Origin of the sequence: Streptococcus downii (genome assembly GCF_004353325.1) — a bacterium.
Classification (GTDB): Bacteria; Bacillota; Bacilli; order Lactobacillales; family Streptococcaceae; genus Streptococcus; species Streptococcus downii.
The window spans coordinates 501,320-519,220 of the sequence record NZ_MZNX01000009.1; the positions used below are offsets into that span (position 1 = coordinate 501,320).

Consider the following 17,901-nt stretch of genomic DNA (forward strand, 5'->3'; position numbering starts at 1 on the left):
GAAGAGGCTAAACGCGGCGGACTGTAAATCCGCTCCTTCGGGTTCGGGGGTTCGAATCCCTCTCTCTCCATTCATCAATGGGGTATAGCCAAGCGGTAAGGCAAGGGACTTTGACTCCCTCATGCGTTGGTTCGAATCCAGCTACCCCAGTTCTTAGGTAATAAATTCAAGATAAAAAGAAAAATATCTTAGGGTATTTTATTTTTATAATTGAAAGGCGTGAACGATATGAACATGTCTTTGCGGGTGCTTAGGAAAAAAATTATAAGTATGTCAAGTTTGGAAAAACTTGATTGTTGGAGGATTTTTTAGATGAACGAATTTGAAGATTTGCTAAATAGCGTTAGCCAAGTTGAGCCTGGTGATGTTGTTAGTGCTGAAGTATTGACAGTTGATGCGACTCAAGCTAACGTTGCAATCTCTGGGACTGGTGTTGAAGGTGTCTTGACTCTTCGCGAATTGACAAACGATCGCGATGCAGATATCAATGACTTTGTGAAAGTAGGAGAAGTATTGGATGTTCTTGTACTTCGTCAAGTAGTTGGTAAAGATACTGATACAGTTACATACCTTGTATCTAAAAAACGCCTTGAAGCTCGCAAAGCATGGGACAAACTTGTAGGACGCGAAGAAGAAGTTGTTACTGTTAAAGGAACTCGTGCCGTTAAAGGTGGACTTTCAGTAGAATTTGAAGGTGTTCGTGGATTCATCCCAGCTTCAATGTTGGATACTCGTTTCGTACGTAACACTGAGCGTTTCGTAGGTCAAGAATTTGATGCTAAAATCAAAGAAGTTGATCCTAAAGAAAACCGCTTCATCCTTTCACGTCGTGAAGTTGTTGAAGCAGCTACTGCAGCAGCTCGTGCTGAAGTATTCGGTAAATTGGCTGTTGGTGATGTCGTAACTGGTAAAGTTGCTCGTATCACAAGCTTCGGTGCTTTCATCGACCTTGGTGGTGTTGACGGATTGGTTCACTTGACTGAATTGTCACATGAACGTAACGTATCACCTAAATCAGTTGTAACTGTTGGTGAAGAAATCGAAGTGAAGATCCTTGATCTTAACGAAGAAGAAGGACGCGTATCACTTTCACTTAAAGCAACAACACCTGGACCATGGGATGGCGTTGAGCAAAAATTGGCTAAAGGTGATGTAGTAGAAGGAACAGTTAAACGTTTGACTGACTTTGGTGCATTTGTTGAGGTATTGCCAGGTATCGATGGACTTGTTCACGTATCACAAATTTCACACAAACGTATCGAAAATCCAAAAGAAGCTCTTACTGTTGGTCAAGAAGTTACTGTTAAAGTACTTGATGTTAACGCTGACGCAGAACGTGTATCACTTTCTATCAAAGCTCTTGAAGAACGTCCAGCTCAAGAAGAAGGACAAAAAGAAGAAAAACGCGCTGCTCGTCCACGTCGTCCAAAACGTCAAGAAAAACGTGATTTCGAACTTCCAGAAACACAAACAGGATTCTCAATGGCTGACTTGTTCGGTGATATCGAACTTTAATCAAATTGATAATCATAAAATCCTTTGTTTAAAACAAGGGATTTTTCTTTTGTCTCTTTCTCATTTTTGATATAATAGTTCTATGTTAGATTCAGAAAAACAATCACAATATCAATTGTTAAATGAGGAACTCTCTTATTTACTAGAAGGTGAGAGTAATGTTCTTGCCAATCTTTCGAATGCTAGTGCCCTCCTAAAATCTCGCTTTCCCAATACTGTATTTGCAGGTTTTTATCTGTTTGATGGAAGTGAGTTGGTTTTAGGTCCTTTTCAGGGTGGAGTTTCTTGCATTCGCATTCCACTTGGAAAAGGCGTGTGTGGAGAAGCCGCTGAGTTTCAGGAGACTGTTTTAGTTGGCGATGTGAGCACCTATCCAAACTACATTTCTTGTGATAGTATGGCAAAGAGTGAAATCGTAGTTCCTATGCTTAAGAATGGGAGATTAGTTGGAGTCTTAGACTTGGATTCTTCTCTGATTGATGATTACAATGCTATTGATCGTGATTACTTGGAACAATTTGTCGCTATTTTGCTTGAGAAGACAGAATGGGACTTTACAATGTTTGAGGAGAAAGCCTAATGTATCAAGCACTTTATCGAAAATATAGAAGCCAGACTTTTTCACAACTGGTAGGACAAGAGGTTGTGGCAAAAACTCTAAGACAAGCGGTTGAGCAGGAAAAGATTAGTCACGCTTATCTTTTCTCAGGTCCTCGTGGAACTGGGAAAACCAGTGTGGCTAAGATTTTTGCCAAGGCTATGAACTGTCCGAACCAAGTGGACGGAGAACCATGTAATAACTGCTATATCTGTCAGGCTGTGACAGAAGGTAACTTAGAAGATGTTATCGAAATGGATGCGGCTTCGAATAACGGAGTTGATGAAATCCGAGAAATTCGTGATAAATCCACCTATGCTCCTAGTTTGGCACGTTATAAGGTCTACATTATCGACGAGGTTCATATGCTGTCTACGGGAGCCTTTAATGCGCTTTTGAAGACGCTTGAAGAGCCGACTCAGAATGTCGTCTTTATTTTGGCAACTACTGAATTGCACAAGATTCCAGCAACCATTTTATCTCGTGTTCAACGTTTTGAGTTTAAATCGATTCGAACGCAAGATATTAAGGACCATATCCAAACTATTTTGTCAAAAGAGAATATCAGTTCTGAACCAGAGGCTGTGGAAATAATTGCTAGACGGGCTGAAGGTGGAATGCGGGATGCCTTGTCTATTCTGGATCAAGCCTTGAGTTTGACGCAAGGGAATGCTTTAACGACAGCTATTTCTGAGGAGATTACAGGCACTATTAGTCTTTCAGCTCTAGATGACTATGTGGCCGCCTTGGCCCAACAGGATGTCCCAAAAGCACTCGATTCTTTGAATCTTTTGTTTGAAAATGGCAAAAGCATGACTCGGTTTGTGACGGATCTCTTGCAGTATTTGCGTGATCTACTGGTTGTTCAGACAGGTGGCGAAAATACTCATCATAGTCCAGTTTTTATGGACAATCTAGCTCTTTCCCAGGAAAGCCTTTTTGAAATGATTCGTCTAGCGACAGTCAGTTTAGCAGATATGAAGGCCAGTTTGCAACCCAAGATTTACGCTGAGATGATGACCATTCGTTTAGCGGAAATCAAGCCTGAATCTGCGGTTTCGGGAGCTGTTGAAAGTGAAATTTCTGCACTAAGACAGGAAGTCGCCCGTCTCAAACAAGAACTTGCCAATGTGGGCACGGCTCCTAAACAAGTTGCGCCAGTTCCTAGTCGTCCAGCCACTTCCAAGACAGTCTATCGAGTGGATCGCAACAAGGTTCAGTCTATCCTGCAAGAAGCTGTCGAAAATCCTGATTTGGCACGGCAAAACTTGATTCGCCTCCAGAATGCATGGGGAGAAGTGATTGAAAGTTTAGCTGGACCTGATAAGGCCCTTCTCGTAGGTTCTCAACCAGTTGCGGCCAATGAACACCATGCTATTTTAGCCTTTGAGTCTAATTTCAATGCTGGTCAAACCATGAAACGAGATAATCTTAACACCATGTTTGGCAACATCCTCAGTCAGGCTGCTGGATTTTCACCTGAGATACTGGCTATTTCCCTAGAGGAATGGAAAGAGGTTCGAGCAGCATTTTCAGCTAAAAACAAGTCTCCTAAAGCTGACCAAGAGGTGGAAGAAGAGAGCCTGATTCCAGAAGGATTTGAATTTCTGGCTGATAAAGTTATGGTCGAAGAAGACTAAAAATGGATTTCATGATACAATAATCTTATGAATAGACAACAATTTATCATAATAGCCTTATTCACGGCTGCTGAAACTTATTTTTTTAATGAAGCCTGGATGACTGGTCGCTACATTATGGCAACGTTTTGGGCCATTCTACTCTTTCGAAATTTTAGGTTAAGTTATGTGATGGGAAAAATCGTAGATGCTATTGATCAGCACCTAAACCGCAAGGATTAGGCCCCAGCTTCTAGACAAAATCAAAGCCTTTTAGGCTTTTTTTTGTTATACTAGTAGAGTATATTTATTGACCTTTTGTCCTATTTTTTAGGGATTGTAAGCAATTTCCTAAGATATTGAGCAAAATGTTTGAAAAAGAAAGGAACTATCATGTCAGTATTAGAGATCAAAGATCTTCACGTTGAGATTGAAGGAAAAGAAATTTTAAAAGGAGTCAATCTGACTCTGAAAACAGGAGAAATCGCAGCTATCATGGGACCAAATGGTACTGGGAAGTCGACTCTTTCTGCTGCTATCATGGGGAACCCCAATTATGAAGTCACAAAAGGTGAGGTCTTGTTTGATGGCGTAAACATCCTTGAGTTGGAAGTGGACGAGCGTGCGCGTATGGGACTTTTCCTTGCTATGCAATACCCGTCTGAAATTCCAGGGATTACCAATGCTGAGTTTCTTCGTGCAGCCATGAATGCTGGAAAAGAAGATGATGAAAAGATTTCAGTTCGTGAGTTCATCACTAAACTAGACGAGAAAATGGAATTGCTCAACATGAAAGAAGAAATGGCAGAGCGTTACCTCAACGAAGGTTTCTCTGGTGGTGAGAAAAAACGTAATGAAATTCTACAACTCTTGATGTTGGAACCAACTTTTGCCCTTTTAGATGAGATTGACTCAGGTCTTGATATTGACGCTCTTAAAGTTGTATCGAAAGGTGTCAATGCCATGCGTGGTGAAGGCTTTGGTGCTATGATTATCACTCACTACCAACGTCTTTTGAACTACATCACACCAGATGTGGTCCACGTGATGATGGAAGGGCGTGTTGTCCTTTCTGGCGGGCCAGAATTGGCTGCGCGTCTAGAACGTGAAGGATACGCAAAACTGGCTGAAGAACTTGGCTATGACTACAAGGAAGAATTGTAATTCCCTCGTATCTTTTAGGAGAAGTAAATGACTAAAGAAACTATTAAACTTTTTTCAGAAATGCACGCTGAACCAAGCTGGTTGGCTGACCTCCGTCAAAAAGCTTTTGATAAGATTGAGAGTTTGGAATTACCAGTTATTGAGCGTGTCAAATTTCACCGTTGGAATCTGGGGGATGGAACCATCACAGAAAGTGAACCTTCAGCAAATGTTCCTGACTTCACGGCTCTAGATAATCACTTGAAGTTGGTGCAAGTAGGAACGCAGACTGTTTTTGAACAAACTCCAGTTGAATTGGCTGAACAAGGAGTAATCTTTACAGACTTCCACTCAGCTTTAGAAGAAATTCCCGAACTTATCGAGGAATTCTTCATGTCATCTGTTAAGTATGACGATGACAAGTTGGCAGCCTACCATACAGCTTACTTTAACAGTGGTGCTGTTCTCTATATTCCAGATAATGTTGAGATTACAGAACCAATCGAAGGAATTTTCTACCAAGACAGCGATAGCGATGTGCCATTTAACAAGCATATCCTCATCATCGCTGGTAAAAACAGCAAGATTAGTTATCTTGAACGTTTAGAGTCACGTGGTGAAGGTAGTGCCAAAGCAACTGCCAATATTACTGTAGAAGTCATCGCCCGTTCTGGTGCGCAAGTGAAGTTTGCAGCGATTGACCGTCTAGGTGAAAATGTCACTGCCTACATTAGCCGTCGTGGTAAACTTGGCAACGATGCAAGCATTGACTGGGCAATCGGTGTCATGAACGAAGGAAATGTCGTTGCGGACTTTGATAGCGACTTGATTGGAAATGGTAGCCATGCAGATCTCAAGGTTGTAGCTCTTTCAAGTGGTCGTCAGGTGCAAGGGATTGATACCCGTGTAACTAACTACGGATGCAATTCTATCGGAAATATCCTGCAACATGGGGTTATCCTTGAAAAAGCAACCTTGACCTTTAATGGTATCGGTCACATCATTAAGGGGGCTAAGGGAGCCGATGCGCAACAAGAGAGTCGTGTTCTCATGCTTTCAGACCAAGCGCGTTCAGATGCCAACCCAATTCTTTTGATTGACGAAAATGACGTAACTGCAGGTCACGCGGCTTCTATCGGTCAGGTGGATCCAGAAGATATGTACTACCTCATGAGCCGTGGTTTGGATAAGGCGACAGCTGAGCGTTTGGTTGTCCGTGGTTTCCTTGGATCTGTAATCGTTGAGATTCCAGTCAAAGAAGTTCGTGACGAAATGATTGTAACGATCGAAGAAAAATTGTCAAAACGCTAAGGGGAAGGCTATGTTAGATGTAGAAGCGATTCGTAAGGATTTTCCAATTTTAGACCAGATTGTCAACGATGAACCTCTGGTCTATCTGGACAATGCTGCGACGACACAAAAACCACTAGCAGTTCTGGAAACAATCAACCGCTACTATGAGCAGGACAATGCCAATGTTCACCGTGGTGTTCATACCTTGGCTGAGCGAGCAACAGCATCCTATGAAGCCGCTCGTGAAACCATTCGTAAGTTTATTAATGCAGGCTCTACAAAGGAAGTTCTCTTTACCAGAGGAACGACAACCAGTCTTAACTGGGTGGCACGCTTCGCTGAGGAAATCCTGACTGAGGGAGACCAGGTCTTGATTTCAGTCATAGAACACCATTCCAATATCATTCCTTGGCAGGAGGCCTGTCGCAAGACTGGAGCAGAGCTGGTCTATGTTTATCTCAAGGATGGAGCTCTGGATATGGATGACTTGCGAGCTAAATTGACGGACAAGGTCAAGTTTGTTTCGCTAGCTCATGCCTCTAATGTCCTTGGTGTGGTCAATCCTATCAAGAAAATCACTCAAATGGCCCACAAGGTTGGAGCCATCATGGTAGTGGATGGTGCTCAATCTACACCTCATATGAAGATTGATGTCCAGGATTTGGATGTGGACTTCTTTGCCTTTTCAGGTCACAAGATGGCTGGTCCGACAGGTATCGGTGTGCTTTACGGTAAAGAGAAGCATCTTGAGCAAATGCCACCGATTGAGTTTGGTGGCGAGATGATTGATTTCGTCTATGAGCAATCTGCTAGTTGGAAGGAATTGCCTTGGAAATTTGAGGCTGGGACACCCAATATGGCAGGTGCTATTGGACTTGCAACAGCAGTGGATTACCTAGAAAATATTGGCATGGATGCAATCGAAGCCCATGAACAAGAATTGATTGCATACGTCTTTCCAAAATTGCAGGCAATCGAAGGATTGACTATTTACGGTTCACAGGATTTGGCTCAACGTTCAGGTGTTATTGCCTTTAACCTAGGCGATCTTCATCCCCATGACCTAGCTACAGCACTTGATTATGAAGGAGTGGCTGTTCGTGCGGGTCACCACTGTGCGCAACCTTTGCTTCAGTATTTGGAAGTCCCTGCAACAGCTCGTGCAAGTTTTTATCTCTACAATACCAAGGCAGATTGCGACAAACTGGTCGATGCCCTACAAAAGACAAAGGAGTTTTTCAATGGCACTTTCTAAACTAGATAGCCTTTATATGGCAGTGGTGGCAGACCATTCGAAAAATCCACATCACCAAGGGAAGCTGGAAGATGCTGATCAAATCAGCCTCAATAATCCAACCTGTGGGGATGTCATCAACCTCTCTGTCAAGTTTGACGCAGAGGACCGTTTGGAAGATATTGCTTTTCTAAATTCAGGATGTACCATCTCAACTGCCTCTGCTAGTATGATGACAGATGCCGTTTTAGGAAAAACCAAGCAAGAAATTTTAGAACTTGCGACCATTTTTTCAAAAATGGTGCAGGGGCAAAAAGATGACAGACAAGATAGTCTTGGAGACGCTGCTTTCTTGTCAGGTGTTGCCAAATTCCCTCAACGAATCAAGTGTGCAACCCTAGCTTGGAACGCTCTTAAGAAGACAATTGAAAATCAAGAAGATAAATAAGAAACATAGAAATATATAATGAAAGAAAGGAAATTATGGCTGAAGAAAGAGTAGAACCAAAACCAATTGATCTTGGTGAATATAAATTTGGTTTCCATGATGATGTAGAGCCTGTCCTATCGACAGGAAAAGGACTCAACGAAGGTGTTATTCGTGAATTATCTGCTGCCAAGGGAGAACCTGAGTGGATGTTAGAATTCCGTTTGAAGTCTTATGAAACCTTCAAAAAAATGCCCATGCAGACTTGGGGAGCAGACTTGTCAGAGATTGACTTTGATGACTTGATCTACTACCAAAAACCATCTGACAAACCAGCCCGTTCTTGGGATGATGTACCTGAAAAGATCAAAGAAACCTTTGAACGTATCGGAATTCCAGAAGCTGAGCGTGCTTATCTAGCAGGGGCCTCTGCCCAGTACGAGTCAGAAGTGGTATACCACAACATGAAGGAAGAGTTTGAGAAGTTAGGAATTATCTTTACAGATACGGATTCTGCCCTCAAGGAATACCCAGACTTGTTTAAACAATACTTTGCGAAGTTGGTCCCGCCTACTGATAACAAGTTGGCAGCCCTTAACTCAGCGGTTTGGTCGGGTGGAACCTTTATCTACGTACCAAAAGGGGTCAAGGTAGACATTCCACTTCAAACTTATTTCCGCATCAACAACGAAAATACAGGTCAGTTCGAACGTACCTTGATTATCGTTGACGAGGGAGCAAGTGTCCACTACGTAGAAGGATGTACAGCACCAACATACTCAAGCAATAGCTTGCATGCAGCCATTGTAGAAATCTTTGCCTTGGACGGAGCTTATATGCGTTATACGACTATTCAAAACTGGTCTGATAACGTCTATAACTTGGTAACGAAACGTGCCAAAGCTTTGAAAGATGCGACTGTTGAGTGGATCGATGGAAACTTGGGTGCCAAAACGACTATGAAATACCCATCTGTTTACCTAGATGGAGAAGGAGCGCGTGGTACCATGCTTTCGATTGCCTTTGCTAATGCTGGGCAACATCAAGACACGGGTGCCAAGATGATCCACAACGCTCCACATACTAGCTCGTCTATCGTGTCTAAATCCATTGCGAAGGGTGGAGGAAAGGTAGACTATCGTGGACAAGTAACCTTTAACAAGAACTCTAAGAAATCTGTCTCTCACATCGAGTGTGATACTATTATCATGGATGACTTATCAGCGTCAGATACTATTCCATTTAATGAAATTCACAACTCGCAAGTTGCATTGGAGCACGAAGCCAAGGTATCTAAGATTTCAGAAGAACAACTCTATTACCTCATGAGTCGTGGTTTATCAGAATCCGAGGCAACTGAGATGATTGTCATGGGATTTGTAGAACCCTTCACTAAAGAACTTCCAATGGAATACGCAGTTGAGCTAAACCGCTTGATTAGCTATGAAATGGAAGGATCAGTTGGGTAAGAATATGCAGAATCTGAACAGGAAGTCTTCCTGTTCAGAATTTTTTTCAAAAAAAGACCTAATAAATATTCACAAATATACTTTTATGTGGTAAAATAAAACAATTACAATTTGTGGAGATGAAGAATGAATATTTTTAGAACCAAGGATGTTAGTCTGGGACGAACGGAAATGCGTCGCCATTTGAAATTATGGGATTTGATTTTACTAGGAATTGGTGCCATGGTAGGAACAGGAATTTTCACCATTACAGGAACAGCTGCAGCTACACTAGCTGGCCCATCACTAGTGGTTTCCATTGTGATTTCTGCCCTGTGTGTTTCTTTATCTGCCCTCTTTTTCGCAGAATTTGCCTCTCGTGTTCCTGCAACAGGAGGTGCTTATAGTTATCTCTATGCGATCTTAGGCGAATTACCAGCTTGGATTGCTGGATGGTTGACCATCATGGAATTCATGACAGCTGTTTCAGGTGTGGCGTCTGGCTGGGCAGCTTACTTTAAGGGCTTACTCAGTAATTATGGTATATCCATGCCCCAAGCCTTGAATGGGACCTTTAACCCCGAACAAGGCACCTATATCGATCTTTTACCTATTTTGGTGCTTGCTTTGGTAACGGGACTGGTTTTATTAAATTCCAAGGCAGCCTTGCGCTTTAATTCGCTTCTAGTAATCTTGAAATTCTCTGCTCTCGCCCTGTTCATCCTAGTTGGGATCTGGTACATCAAACCTGAAAATTGGTCAAATTTTGCTCCCTTTGGCTTTGGTCAGCTTTATGGCGGAAGTACTGGGATTATGGCAGGAGCCTCTTTGATGTTCTTTGGTTTTCTCGGTTTTGAGTCGATTTCCATGACAGTTGATGAAATTCAAAGTCCGCAAAAAAATATTCCTCGCGGAATTGTGCTTTCTCTGACAATTGTCACTATTCTCTATGCCTTGGTAACAATAGTATTGACTGGGATTGTTCACTATAGCAAACTCAATGTGGACGATGCAGTGGCCTTTTCATTGCGTAGTATCGGAATTGGCTGGGCAGCCAACTATGTTTCACTGGTAGCCATTCTAACCCTGATAACCGTATGTATTTCCATGACCTACGCTCTGTCTCAGATGATTTATAGTTTAGCACGTGATGGACTTTTACCTCAAAGCTTCAAACAATTAAGCAAGACCAGTCGCGTTCCTAAAAATGCGACCATCTTAACAGGAGTTGCTTCAGCCATTGCAGCAGGAGTCTTTCCGCTAGCCAGTATCGCTGCCTTTTTAAATATCTGTACGCTAGCTTATCTCATTTTGCTTGCCTACGGTATTATCAAGCTCAGAAAGGATAAGGGCATGCCAAAAGAAGGAGAATTCAAAACTCCTTTAGTGCCGCTTTTGCCAATCCTTTCCATTCTTATCTGTCTTTCCTTTATGCTTCAGTATACCAAGGAAACATGGATTGCCTTTGGACTTGCTTTGTTGGTTGGACTAGTGATTTACTTTACTTATGGCTATCGTCACTCTACACTTTCTGAAGAAGAATAAAAGCTGGGAATTCCCAGCTTTTTTAATCTTTTACATAAGTAAATCCTTCCCCCAGAATTTCATGAGCCTCTGTGATGGTGATAAATGCTTGAGGATCGACTTGGTGAATCACATCCTTCATTTTAACGATTTCATTTCGACCGACGATACAGTAGATAATTTTTAAATCCTTTTTGCTGTAGTAACCTTGACCAGATATAAAGGTTACGCCGCGTCCGAGTTCATCGTTAATTTTTTCGGCTAACCGATCTGGAAATTGAGTTATAATCATAAATCCTTTACCAGCATAACCTCCTTCACCGATCAGGTCGATAACACGAGCGATGATAAAGTCAAATAAGAGGGTATAGGTAACCAGACGAAGGTCCTGGAAGATGATCAAAATTAACATCAGGATAAAAAAGTCAATCCCAAAAAGCAATTTTCCAATTGAAATATTGGTGTATTTGTTGAGGATGCGAGCAACAATATCTGATCCACCTGTTGTACCACCAGCATTAAAGATAATTCCTAAACCAACTCCCAGTAAAACACCAGAAACTAAAGAGACAATAATGAGATCACCTTGCAAGTCAAATTGTAAAGGAATTCGTTCAAAGACAGCAAGCCAGATCGAGAGGGAAATGGTTCCCAAAAGGCTGGAGTAGAGAGTTTTCGGACCAAATATCTTCCAAGCGAGGATAAAGAGAGGGATGTTAATCAAGAGATTCATCACTGAGACAGGAATTTTAAAGAGATAGAAGGTAATCAATGTGATACCAGTTGCTCCGCCTTCAAACAAATGATGAGGAACTACAAAATAGGTAAGACCAAAGGCATAAATAGCTGCCCCAAGTATGATAGTGACAATAGGCTGAACTTTTCGGATCATGACTTTCCCCCGCTTTTCTATAGATAGATTATACCAAAATTCCAAGCTTTTTCATTGGATTCATCATGATTTTTTAACAATTTTTTGATATAATAAAGGTGATAAATCCCTATCTTATTGAGAAGAATAGAAAGATTGAAGATATGACACAAGTAAAAATTGTAACGGATTCCTCTGTTACTATTGAACCAGAAGTGGTTAAAGAATTAAATATCACCGTTGTTCCTTTATCTGTGATGATTGATGGTACCCTTTATTCTGATGCAGATTTGAAAGAGGGGGAATTCCTTCATCTTATGCAGCAAAGTAAAAACCTGCCCAAAACTAGTCAACCTCCAGTGGGAGTATTTGCTGAAGTTTTTGAAGAACTAGGTAAAGACGGCAGTCAGATACTCGCTATTCACATGTCCCATGCCTTGTCTGGGACTGTTGAAGCTGCTCGCCAAGGAGCAAGCCTCTCTAGCGCTGATGTGACCGTTATTGATAGTTCTTTTACAGACCAGGCGATGAAGTTTCAAGTTGTTGAAGCTGCAAAACTTGCCCAAGAAGGAAAAGATTTGGAAACTATCCTAGCTCATGTAGAAGACGTCAAGAATCATACGGAACTCTATATCGGCGTTTCAACATTAGAAAACCTAGTTAAGGGTGGACGTATCGGACGTGTGACAGGATTACTAAGTTCACTCTTGAACATTCGTGTAGTAATGCAGATGAAAAACCACGAACTCCAACCAATCGTAAAAGGGCGTGGTTCGAAAACTTTCAAAAAATGGCTTGACGAGTTGGCCGAGACCCTTTCTCATAAATCGGTTGCAGAGATTGGAATTTCCTACGCTGGTACCAATGAATGGGCAAATGAGATGAAGAATGTTTTACAAACTTATGTTGAAAAACCGATATCAGTACTGGAAACAGGCTCTATCATTCAGACACATACAGGCGAAAATGCATGGGCTATCTTAGTTCGATATCATTCCTAAAAAAATAGAGAAAAATCGTTAGAAATAGCGTTTTTGACTTGACCTGTGGGCAATTTTAGGATATGATTATATTTGTTAATTAGAAATTATTTGGAGGAATTATTAACATGGCAAACAAACAAGATTTGATCGCTAAAGTAGCAGAAGCTACAGAATTGACTAAGAAAGATTCAGCAGCAGCAGTTGATGCTGTATTTGCAGCAGTAACTGAATACCTTGCAGCTGGTGAAAAAGTTCAATTGATCGGTTTTGGTAACTTTGAAGTTCGTGAGCGTGCTGCACGTAAAGGGCGCAACCCACAAACTGGTAAAGAAATCAAAATCGCAGCTTCTAAAGTTCCAGCATTCAAAGCTGGTAAAGCTCTTAAAGACGCTGTTAAATAATGACACTTTAAAAAGTCTATTGATCAAGCTTTCTAGCTTGGTCAATAGGCTTTTTTTGTTGCTTTGGGGCATTTTTGGGGCAAGAACTAATACTTTTCCATGACATCTGCCACGGTTGATTTCATTTGTTTTGTGATATGAGTATAGATTTGTGTCGTTGTTTTTGCGTCTGAGTGGCCAACACGATCCATAATAGCCTTGAGCGGTACATTATTTTCAGCAAGTCGACTTACCAACGTATGACGGAATATGTGGCTAGTAAGATTTTTCTGGATTGGTGTTTCAAGTCTTTCATTTGCTTTCTTTAGAGCTAGGTTAAAAGAGTTTGTTTGTAATGGCACTCCATTTTTTGTTGTGAAGATGAACCCCATATCTTTATAGCGAGGGTTGATATTCTTTTCTAGTTCATTCATGAATTCCATCTCTTCTAAAATTTCTTTTTCACGGGTGGTCATGACGGTTTCACGATAGGATGCCAGAGTTTTTGGAGATGTTTTTTCGCCTTTTTGATATCCGTTCGTGTGATCGTAGGTTCCATGGAGCTGTAGGGTGTTGGATTCATAATCAACATTATGTGGTTCAATCCCAATAGCTTCACCGATGCGACAACCATTTAAACTCATAAATTCAGAGAGCAATCCGATTCGATAGGTGCTTGGTCTACGATACAACTCTTTCAGCAGCAGTTTGATTTCATCTTCTTCAAGATATTTCTGATCTACCTTTTTCCAATCTTCTAATGTCTTTTGGATTCTTGGTAGCTTGGCTCTCCTAGCTGGGTTGTCCTTGATGATGCCAAGGTCAACAGCATAATCGAAAGCAAGATTTAGCATAGACTTGTTCCGTTCTTTTTTACTCCTGGAACAGTCGAGTTTATCTAGATAATTTTGAACATACTTTGGATCAATCTTAGATACTTTTATACCCACTCCGAAATCATCTTTTATCTCTTTGATATTCCCACTTAAGGAAGCAATAGAAGAACGTTTTATCTCTTGTTGATAGAATGACCACCACTGGTCGAAAAGCTCCGTAAACAGCATTTCTGAGCTTTCTAGGTCGCTTAGAATATTTGCAATCTTTATTTCAAGTTGTTTCTGAGCTTCTTTGCGAATACGAGGAGTGTCTTTTTCCATAAGTACTGAAACTCTAGCCCATTTTTCAGTGTATGGATTTTTATACCTCTCTACAAAATTCACTTTTCCGCTTTTATGTTGTTCTACCCACATTGTATTTTCTCCTATATTTTGGTAAAATGGGTATAAGAAAACGACCTTTTGAATGGTTGTTTCTTATATTCAAGTTCCTCACACTCAGAGTCGCCAAACTTTGCGAGTGTGGGGATTTTTTTATTTACGAATTATGAACGATAACATCCAAGGCTCCCATGATTCGCTGAGCGTTCTCGACGGCTTCTTTGTATTCTTTCGAAGTGTTCTTTACTGGCTTTCTAATCAAGTCAATGAATACGACTGGTTTGGTGAAGTCATTTGAGGTTACACGGACTGTCATGTTTAAAATTTTAGAAGTTGATTTTCTTTTTGCAACAATACCGCCTGCGACAGCGCCAATCGCACCAAACATAGCGCCTGCAATCAATGCTTGACCAACTCCTCCAGAAACAACCGTTTGATTATTGATAATCAATTCGTACGATACTAAATCCTCGAACGAATACCAATCTGTGTCATTCTTATCTTTCTTGACCAAGGATGGTATCAAAGACAATCCCATCGTCCCCATGGCAAGACCTACTTTCGCTGTTCCTTTAATTGCTCCTCCGACCATTCCAGAAGAGCCTTTTGCTTTTTGAGCCCCATGAATGCGATAGGTACGGTTATATCTATCAATTTCAAGTGGTCCGACTTTATCTGTTCGTCTACTTTTTGTGGGAGTGGGAGACGGAGAGACTGGTTTAGTGATTGGCTGAGGTTGCTCGGTTTCTGATTGGCTAGCGATAGAATAACCGCAATTTGGGCAGAACTTGTAGCCCTCTACTGGATTGCCACACTCAGGACAAAATTTCATAATAACCTCCAAAATAATAACTATTTAAAAATCTTTATACTCTTTTTTTTACTCATAGCCGAAGAGGTTATGAGTTTTTTCTCAATACTTCGCCACAATGCACCAGCTATCATATCTGCTTTTAGCATTACACGTCAATATCATAATATTCTTGTAAGATATTGTTCCCTCGCTTGTATTTTGTAACGAGGTCAATAGCCGCTCGTCGTTGCTGTTGATCGTCCAATAAATGTTCATCATAGCTCAATATCCGATAATGAACAAAATCAACTAATCGATTAAAAAGAGCGTTATCACTGATTGTATTTGCTTGTTTAATTTGCTCGTACGAGTGCTTGTTTTTGAGGTGCCAGACCATGCGCTCATTATTGATGTAAAAGAGAGAGGACATGATGTTAGCTTCTATCTCTAGCGGATTGCTCTGATAGTTGTTAGCGCAAGCGAGGGCGACCTCATCAGAACGACCCGTGCTAAAATGGGCTGCAATATGGGCTAATTCATGCAAAATGGTAAAGATAACCCGTCTTTTGATATGTGTTTGATTGATATAAACAAGGTACTTTTCTTTTTCTTTGCTATAAATGGTAAAGCCGTCATTGTGTTTACAGATGATATCATCTAAGTAGGTAACATCTGGGTTACTGACAAGCCCTCGGTATCTAATGTATTCAGAACCAAGTAGACCGGCTGAGGGGAGCATAGGAAACGGATCTTTTTCAAAGAAGATAAAATGAAGGTTATAAGTCTGTTCAAAGTAACGGATGATGTGCTGAAAAGTAACTTGTTCAAGTGGAATATTATTCTGTTGAGACACTGCTTCGATCACTGGGACGGCGTAATCCCAGTGTCGGATGTACTGTCTACGTGAAATAATTTCTCTAGCCATAATTACCTCCACTTACTGTCATCTTCCATCAGGGTTTTAGCAGTTACCATCAAGCTTTCAATCGCCTTGTTAAAACGAGCCTTTTCTTCCTCGGTCATGTTCTGAGTCTGATTTCTGAACGCTGCGACTAATTCAGTCTCAGCTGGACCAAGATACTTATTTGTCTTGCCATCACTCGCTATTACTGGGTTATCCGTGCGACCGAGCAGATAGTCGGTGGACACGTTGAAGTAGTCGGCGATCTGTTGCAATCTTTCAGCGGAAGGTTGATTCCTTTTTAATCCATACAAAGAATTTTTGCCTAATTCTAGCTTTTCTTCCAAGGTATTTAGTGAAATCCCTTGTTTTTCGCATAAATCTTTTACGATTTCAAATGTAGAAAACATTGATTTATCAGCCTTTCTAAGACGTGACAAAAAATATTTTACAAAATACGCAAAAAATAGTTGACTTTATTTTGCGTTTACGCTAAAATAGTTTTTGTAAGTTAAAGAGTTAGTTAAAAAACTAATAAAAACTTATCTAAAAATTAAATAGCTTTGCCGAGCGGAATAAATTGATAGATATGTGATTTTATCAAGGTTTTTAATTATGCTTTCATTTTAGCAGATACGCTAAAATGTGTCAAGTGTTTTATAAAATAATTTACTAACTCTTTAACTCTATTAAAAATAAAGGAGGAAAAACATGAGCCAACAACATCGTAAATGGATCGAACTTGTAAAAGAGCGTATTGAAAAACGTGGATGGTCGCAGACGGATTTGGCTATTGTTGTAGGTGTTAGTCCGTCAGCTATCACGCAACTTTTCAAAGATGGAAAAGGGAGCGATGACTTGAAGCTTCGCATTAACAAGAAGTTGCGAATCAACGAGTCATGGGAGAAATTTGAGGAGTAGGAGGAAGAAAATGTTTCATCGTTATATTACAAAGTATAAAGAAAATGGGCGATACTATGCAGAAGCATGGTTTCAAATTGATATTTTTGGAAAAAGTTTTTGCTTATCAAAAAAACGCATCGATTTAGATGCGTAGAGTGATCAGATTATTGTTTAATCCAACCATTACCTGGTTTTTGAGTTGGTGGTAATCTGTCGCCTTTATCGATGTGAACAACACGACCACCAGGTACATTACCGCCACGAGGACCTTTTTCGACATAAGTTCCTGCAGGCTGATTATCTGTTCCAGGTTTTATTGGAGTCTTTGACATAAGACTGCTCCTTTCTATTGAAATTTTGACTAAAACGTTGAGAGGTCTTAGTCAATAATGATTATAACATATATAACAGAAAAGCACAACATATTGTTATTAAATATATGTGTTTAACAACATATAGTGTTCGAGGTGTAAAATGTGGGAACAATTAAACAGAATCATGCAGGAAAGAAATTTGAACGGCAATCAATTATCTAAGATGGCTGGAGTTAATCGAAGTTTCTTTTCTGACTTAAAAACTGGAAAGGTAAAATATCTTTCTTGGCCTAATATATGCAAAATTGCTGATGCGTTAAAAATCAGCATAGATGAATTAAGATAAAACAAAAAAGCACCTGACGGCAATCAGGCACTTACTAAAATTACTACTTGAATTATAACATAGAAAGAGAGGAAATGCCATGCCAAAAGCGGAAATTACTTATAAGCCAGTTGGCGTGAATGAAAAAGCCACTCACGGTGATTACAAGCACCTTTGTCAGATGTGGGATGGACTGACCCTTGCTACTGCAAAAGTATGGGCTACTGAGATGCGAGAGCATCCTGATTTTAAGCAATTCATTGATAATCCAACACATAAGATTGTCTTTATCAACTACGAAGGATTTCGATTGTTTGTAAAATGGAAGAGTCGGAATCGCTATCGTACTAAAAAAGAAACACTAGCAGAGATGCTAGAAAATATTAAGCGAGAAAAACAATTGGGAGTTTAAA

The 17,901-nt window shown here is 40.5% G+C and carries 22 protein-coding genes and 1 tRNA gene; 17 read left to right on the forward strand and 6 right to left on the reverse strand.

The window, feature by feature from the left end; genetic code table 11:
- The first annotated feature begins 78 nt into the window (after nt 1-78).
- The 11 genes from E2R31_RS08760 to E2R31_RS08810 all read left to right on the forward strand — a co-directional run bounded on the left by E2R31_RS08760 (nt 79) and on the right by E2R31_RS08810 (nt 10,822).
- A tRNA-Gln gene (locus E2R31_RS08760) sits at nt 79-150 on the forward strand.
- Nucleotides 151-312: 162 nt separating this feature from the next.
- Nucleotides 313-1,515, forward strand: a complete 1,203-nt coding sequence (gene rpsA / locus E2R31_RS08765; protein ID WP_001001617.1) for a 30S ribosomal protein S1 — start codon at nt 313-315, stop codon at nt 1,513-1,515.
- 82 nt (nt 1,516-1,597) lie between these two features.
- Complete coding sequence (locus E2R31_RS08770; protein ID WP_009730266.1) at nt 1,598-2,095, forward strand: GAF domain-containing protein; 498 nt, start codon at nt 1,598-1,600, stop codon at nt 2,093-2,095.
- Nucleotides 2,095-3,753: a DNA polymerase III subunit gamma/tau gene (gene dnaX / locus E2R31_RS08775; RefSeq protein ID WP_084948741.1), complete on the forward strand. Its 1,659-nt coding sequence runs from the start codon at nt 2,095-2,097 to the stop codon at nt 3,751-3,753. The genes E2R31_RS08770 and dnaX overlap by 1 nt, the downstream gene beginning before the upstream one ends.
- Nucleotides 3,754-3,780: 27 nt before the next feature.
- Nucleotides 3,781-3,975, forward strand: coding sequence for a DUF3272 domain-containing protein (locus E2R31_RS08780; protein WP_084948740.1), 195 nt, complete (start codon nt 3,781-3,783; stop codon nt 3,973-3,975).
- A 150-nt stretch (nt 3,976-4,125) separates the two neighbouring features.
- A complete protein-coding gene (sufC, locus tag E2R31_RS08785) occupies nt 4,126-4,896 on the forward strand; it encodes a Fe-S cluster assembly ATPase SufC (RefSeq protein WP_000114489.1) in 771 nt (256 codons plus the stop codon).
- A gap of 27 nt (nt 4,897-4,923) precedes the next feature.
- A complete protein-coding gene (gene sufD / locus E2R31_RS08790; RefSeq protein ID WP_132974015.1) occupies nt 4,924-6,186 on the forward strand; it encodes a Fe-S cluster assembly protein SufD in 1,263 nt (420 codons plus the stop codon).
- 10 nt (nt 6,187-6,196) lie between these two features.
- Entirely contained in the window at nt 6,197-7,423 is a 1,227-nt protein-coding gene (locus E2R31_RS08795) for a cysteine desulfurase (RefSeq protein WP_132974017.1), read from the forward strand.
- Nucleotides 7,410-7,850 (forward strand): Fe-S cluster assembly sulfur transfer protein SufU, encoded by a 441-nt coding sequence (gene sufU / locus E2R31_RS08800; RefSeq protein ID WP_132974019.1) that lies wholly within the window; start codon nt 7,410-7,412, stop codon nt 7,848-7,850. Before E2R31_RS08795 ends, sufU begins: the two co-directional genes overlap by 14 nt.
- A 35-nt stretch (nt 7,851-7,885) precedes the next feature.
- Entirely contained in the window at nt 7,886-9,298 is a 1,413-nt protein-coding gene (sufB, locus tag E2R31_RS08805) for a Fe-S cluster assembly protein SufB (protein ID WP_000797062.1), read from the forward strand.
- Nucleotides 9,299-9,424: 126 nt separating this feature from the next.
- A complete protein-coding gene (locus E2R31_RS08810; RefSeq protein WP_132974021.1) occupies nt 9,425-10,822 on the forward strand; it encodes an APC family permease in 1,398 nt (465 codons plus the stop codon).
- A gap of 22 nt (nt 10,823-10,844) precedes the next feature.
- Here E2R31_RS08810 and E2R31_RS08815 read toward each other — a convergent pair whose 3' ends face one another.
- On the reverse strand, nt 10,845-11,693 hold the full coding sequence (locus E2R31_RS08815) for a YitT family protein (protein ID WP_125453456.1): 849 nt from the start codon (nt 11,691-11,693) through the stop codon (nt 10,845-10,847).
- Between the two features lie 143 nt (nt 11,694-11,836).
- Between E2R31_RS08815 and E2R31_RS08820 the strand changes: the two genes are divergently transcribed.
- Nucleotides 11,837-12,673: a DegV family protein gene (locus E2R31_RS08820; protein WP_084948729.1), complete on the forward strand. Its 837-nt coding sequence runs from the start codon at nt 11,837-11,839 to the stop codon at nt 12,671-12,673.
- 107 nt (nt 12,674-12,780) lie between these two features.
- Entirely contained in the window at nt 12,781-13,056 is a 276-nt protein-coding gene (locus tag E2R31_RS08825) for an HU family DNA-binding protein (RefSeq protein ID WP_001284636.1), read from the forward strand.
- Nucleotides 13,057-13,142: 86 nt separating this feature from the next.
- On the opposite strand, the gene E2R31_RS08830 is transcribed toward E2R31_RS08825, so the two are convergent.
- From E2R31_RS08830 to E2R31_RS08845, 4 genes are all read right to left on the reverse strand, one after another.
- Nucleotides 13,143-14,285 carry a tyrosine-type recombinase/integrase gene (locus E2R31_RS08830; protein ID WP_132974023.1) on the reverse strand — a complete coding sequence of 381 codons (1,143 nt, stop codon included), beginning with the start codon at nt 14,283-14,285 and terminating at the stop codon, nt 13,143-13,145.
- A gap of 124 nt (nt 14,286-14,409) precedes the next feature.
- Nucleotides 14,410-15,084, reverse strand: a complete 675-nt coding sequence (locus E2R31_RS08835; RefSeq protein ID WP_132974025.1) for a zinc ribbon domain-containing protein — start codon at nt 15,082-15,084, stop codon at nt 14,410-14,412.
- 127 nt (nt 15,085-15,211) lie between these two features.
- Nucleotides 15,212-15,970 carry an ImmA/IrrE family metallo-endopeptidase gene (locus tag E2R31_RS08840; protein ID WP_132974027.1) on the reverse strand — a complete coding sequence of 253 codons (759 nt, stop codon included), beginning with the start codon at nt 15,968-15,970 and terminating at the stop codon, nt 15,212-15,214.
- 2 nt (nt 15,971-15,972) lie between these two features.
- Complete coding sequence (locus E2R31_RS08845) at nt 15,973-16,356, reverse strand: helix-turn-helix domain-containing protein (RefSeq protein WP_132974029.1); 384 nt, start codon at nt 16,354-16,356, stop codon at nt 15,973-15,975.
- Nucleotides 16,357-16,657: 301 nt separating this feature from the next.
- Here E2R31_RS08845 and E2R31_RS08850 point away from each other — a divergent pair, with 301 nt between their 5' ends.
- Together E2R31_RS08850 and E2R31_RS10080 are read left to right on the forward strand one after the other, a co-directional pair.
- Nucleotides 16,658-16,867, forward strand: coding sequence for a helix-turn-helix domain-containing protein (locus E2R31_RS08850; RefSeq protein WP_000082682.1), 210 nt, complete (start codon nt 16,658-16,660; stop codon nt 16,865-16,867).
- A 10-nt stretch (nt 16,868-16,877) separates the two neighbouring features.
- Nucleotides 16,878-17,003, forward strand: a complete 126-nt coding sequence (locus E2R31_RS10080) for a hypothetical protein (RefSeq protein WP_279432758.1) — start codon at nt 16,878-16,880, stop codon at nt 17,001-17,003.
- Nucleotides 17,004-17,013: 10 nt separating this feature from the next.
- On the opposite strand, the gene E2R31_RS08855 is transcribed toward E2R31_RS10080, so the two are convergent.
- A complete protein-coding gene (locus tag E2R31_RS08855; RefSeq protein ID WP_078352971.1) occupies nt 17,014-17,181 on the reverse strand; it encodes a YjzC family protein in 168 nt (55 codons plus the stop codon).
- A 142-nt stretch (nt 17,182-17,323) separates the two neighbouring features.
- Between E2R31_RS08855 and E2R31_RS08860 the strand changes: the two genes are divergently transcribed.
- Complete coding sequence (locus E2R31_RS08860; RefSeq protein WP_132974031.1) at nt 17,324-17,509, forward strand: helix-turn-helix domain-containing protein; 186 nt, start codon at nt 17,324-17,326, stop codon at nt 17,507-17,509.
- Between the two features lie 79 nt (nt 17,510-17,588).
- On the forward strand, nt 17,589-17,900 hold the full coding sequence (locus E2R31_RS08865) for a hypothetical protein (protein WP_050259502.1): 312 nt from the start codon (nt 17,589-17,591) through the stop codon (nt 17,898-17,900).
- The last annotated feature ends 1 nt before the right edge of the window (nt 17,901 follow it).

What these genes read in the sequence shown, in the direction of transcription:
- rpsA (WP_001001617.1), top strand. Translation starts at nt 313, where the DNA reads ATGAACGAATTTGAAGATTTGCTAAATAGCGTTAGCCAAGTTGAGCCT.
- E2R31_RS08770 (WP_009730266.1), top strand. Translation starts at nt 1,598, where the DNA reads ATGTTAGATTCAGAAAAACAATCACAATATCAATTGTTAAATGAGGAA.
- dnaX (WP_084948741.1), top strand. Translation starts at nt 2,095, where the DNA reads ATGTATCAAGCACTTTATCGAAAATATAGAAGCCAGACTTTTTCACAA.
- E2R31_RS08780 (WP_084948740.1), top strand. Translation starts at nt 3,781, where the DNA reads ATGAATAGACAACAATTTATCATAATAGCCTTATTCACGGCTGCTGAA.
- sufC (WP_000114489.1), top strand. Translation starts at nt 4,126, where the DNA reads ATGTCAGTATTAGAGATCAAAGATCTTCACGTTGAGATTGAAGGAAAA.
- sufD (WP_132974015.1), top strand. Translation starts at nt 4,924, where the DNA reads ATGACTAAAGAAACTATTAAACTTTTTTCAGAAATGCACGCTGAACCA.
- E2R31_RS08795 (WP_132974017.1), top strand. Translation starts at nt 6,197, where the DNA reads ATGTTAGATGTAGAAGCGATTCGTAAGGATTTTCCAATTTTAGACCAG.
- sufU (WP_132974019.1), top strand. Translation starts at nt 7,410, where the DNA reads ATGGCACTTTCTAAACTAGATAGCCTTTATATGGCAGTGGTGGCAGAC.
- sufB (WP_000797062.1), top strand. Translation starts at nt 7,886, where the DNA reads ATGGCTGAAGAAAGAGTAGAACCAAAACCAATTGATCTTGGTGAATAT.
- E2R31_RS08810 (WP_132974021.1), top strand. Translation starts at nt 9,425, where the DNA reads ATGAATATTTTTAGAACCAAGGATGTTAGTCTGGGACGAACGGAAATG.
- E2R31_RS08815 (WP_125453456.1), bottom strand. Translation starts at nt 11,693, where the DNA reads ATGATCCGAAAAGTTCAGCCTATTGTCACTATCATACTTGGGGCAGCT.
- E2R31_RS08820 (WP_084948729.1), top strand. Translation starts at nt 11,837, where the DNA reads ATGACACAAGTAAAAATTGTAACGGATTCCTCTGTTACTATTGAACCA.
- E2R31_RS08825 (WP_001284636.1), top strand. Translation starts at nt 12,781, where the DNA reads ATGGCAAACAAACAAGATTTGATCGCTAAAGTAGCAGAAGCTACAGAA.
- E2R31_RS08830 (WP_132974023.1), bottom strand. Translation starts at nt 14,285, where the DNA reads ATGTGGGTAGAACAACATAAAAGCGGAAAAGTGAATTTTGTAGAGAGG.
- E2R31_RS08835 (WP_132974025.1), bottom strand. Translation starts at nt 15,084, where the DNA reads ATGAAATTTTGTCCTGAGTGTGGCAATCCAGTAGAGGGCTACAAGTTC.
- E2R31_RS08840 (WP_132974027.1), bottom strand. Translation starts at nt 15,970, where the DNA reads ATGGCTAGAGAAATTATTTCACGTAGACAGTACATCCGACACTGGGAT.
- E2R31_RS08845 (WP_132974029.1), bottom strand. Translation starts at nt 16,356, where the DNA reads ATGTTTTCTACATTTGAAATCGTAAAAGATTTATGCGAAAAACAAGGG.
- E2R31_RS08850 (WP_000082682.1), top strand. Translation starts at nt 16,658, where the DNA reads ATGAGCCAACAACATCGTAAATGGATCGAACTTGTAAAAGAGCGTATT.
- E2R31_RS10080 (WP_279432758.1), top strand. Translation starts at nt 16,878, where the DNA reads ATGTTTCATCGTTATATTACAAAGTATAAAGAAAATGGGCGATACTAT.
- E2R31_RS08855 (WP_078352971.1), bottom strand. Translation starts at nt 17,181, where the DNA reads ATGTCAAAGACTCCAATAAAACCTGGAACAGATAATCAGCCTGCAGGA.
- E2R31_RS08860 (WP_132974031.1), top strand. Translation starts at nt 17,324, where the DNA reads ATGTGGGAACAATTAAACAGAATCATGCAGGAAAGAAATTTGAACGGC.
- E2R31_RS08865 (WP_050259502.1), top strand. Translation starts at nt 17,589, where the DNA reads ATGCCAAAAGCGGAAATTACTTATAAGCCAGTTGGCGTGAATGAAAAA.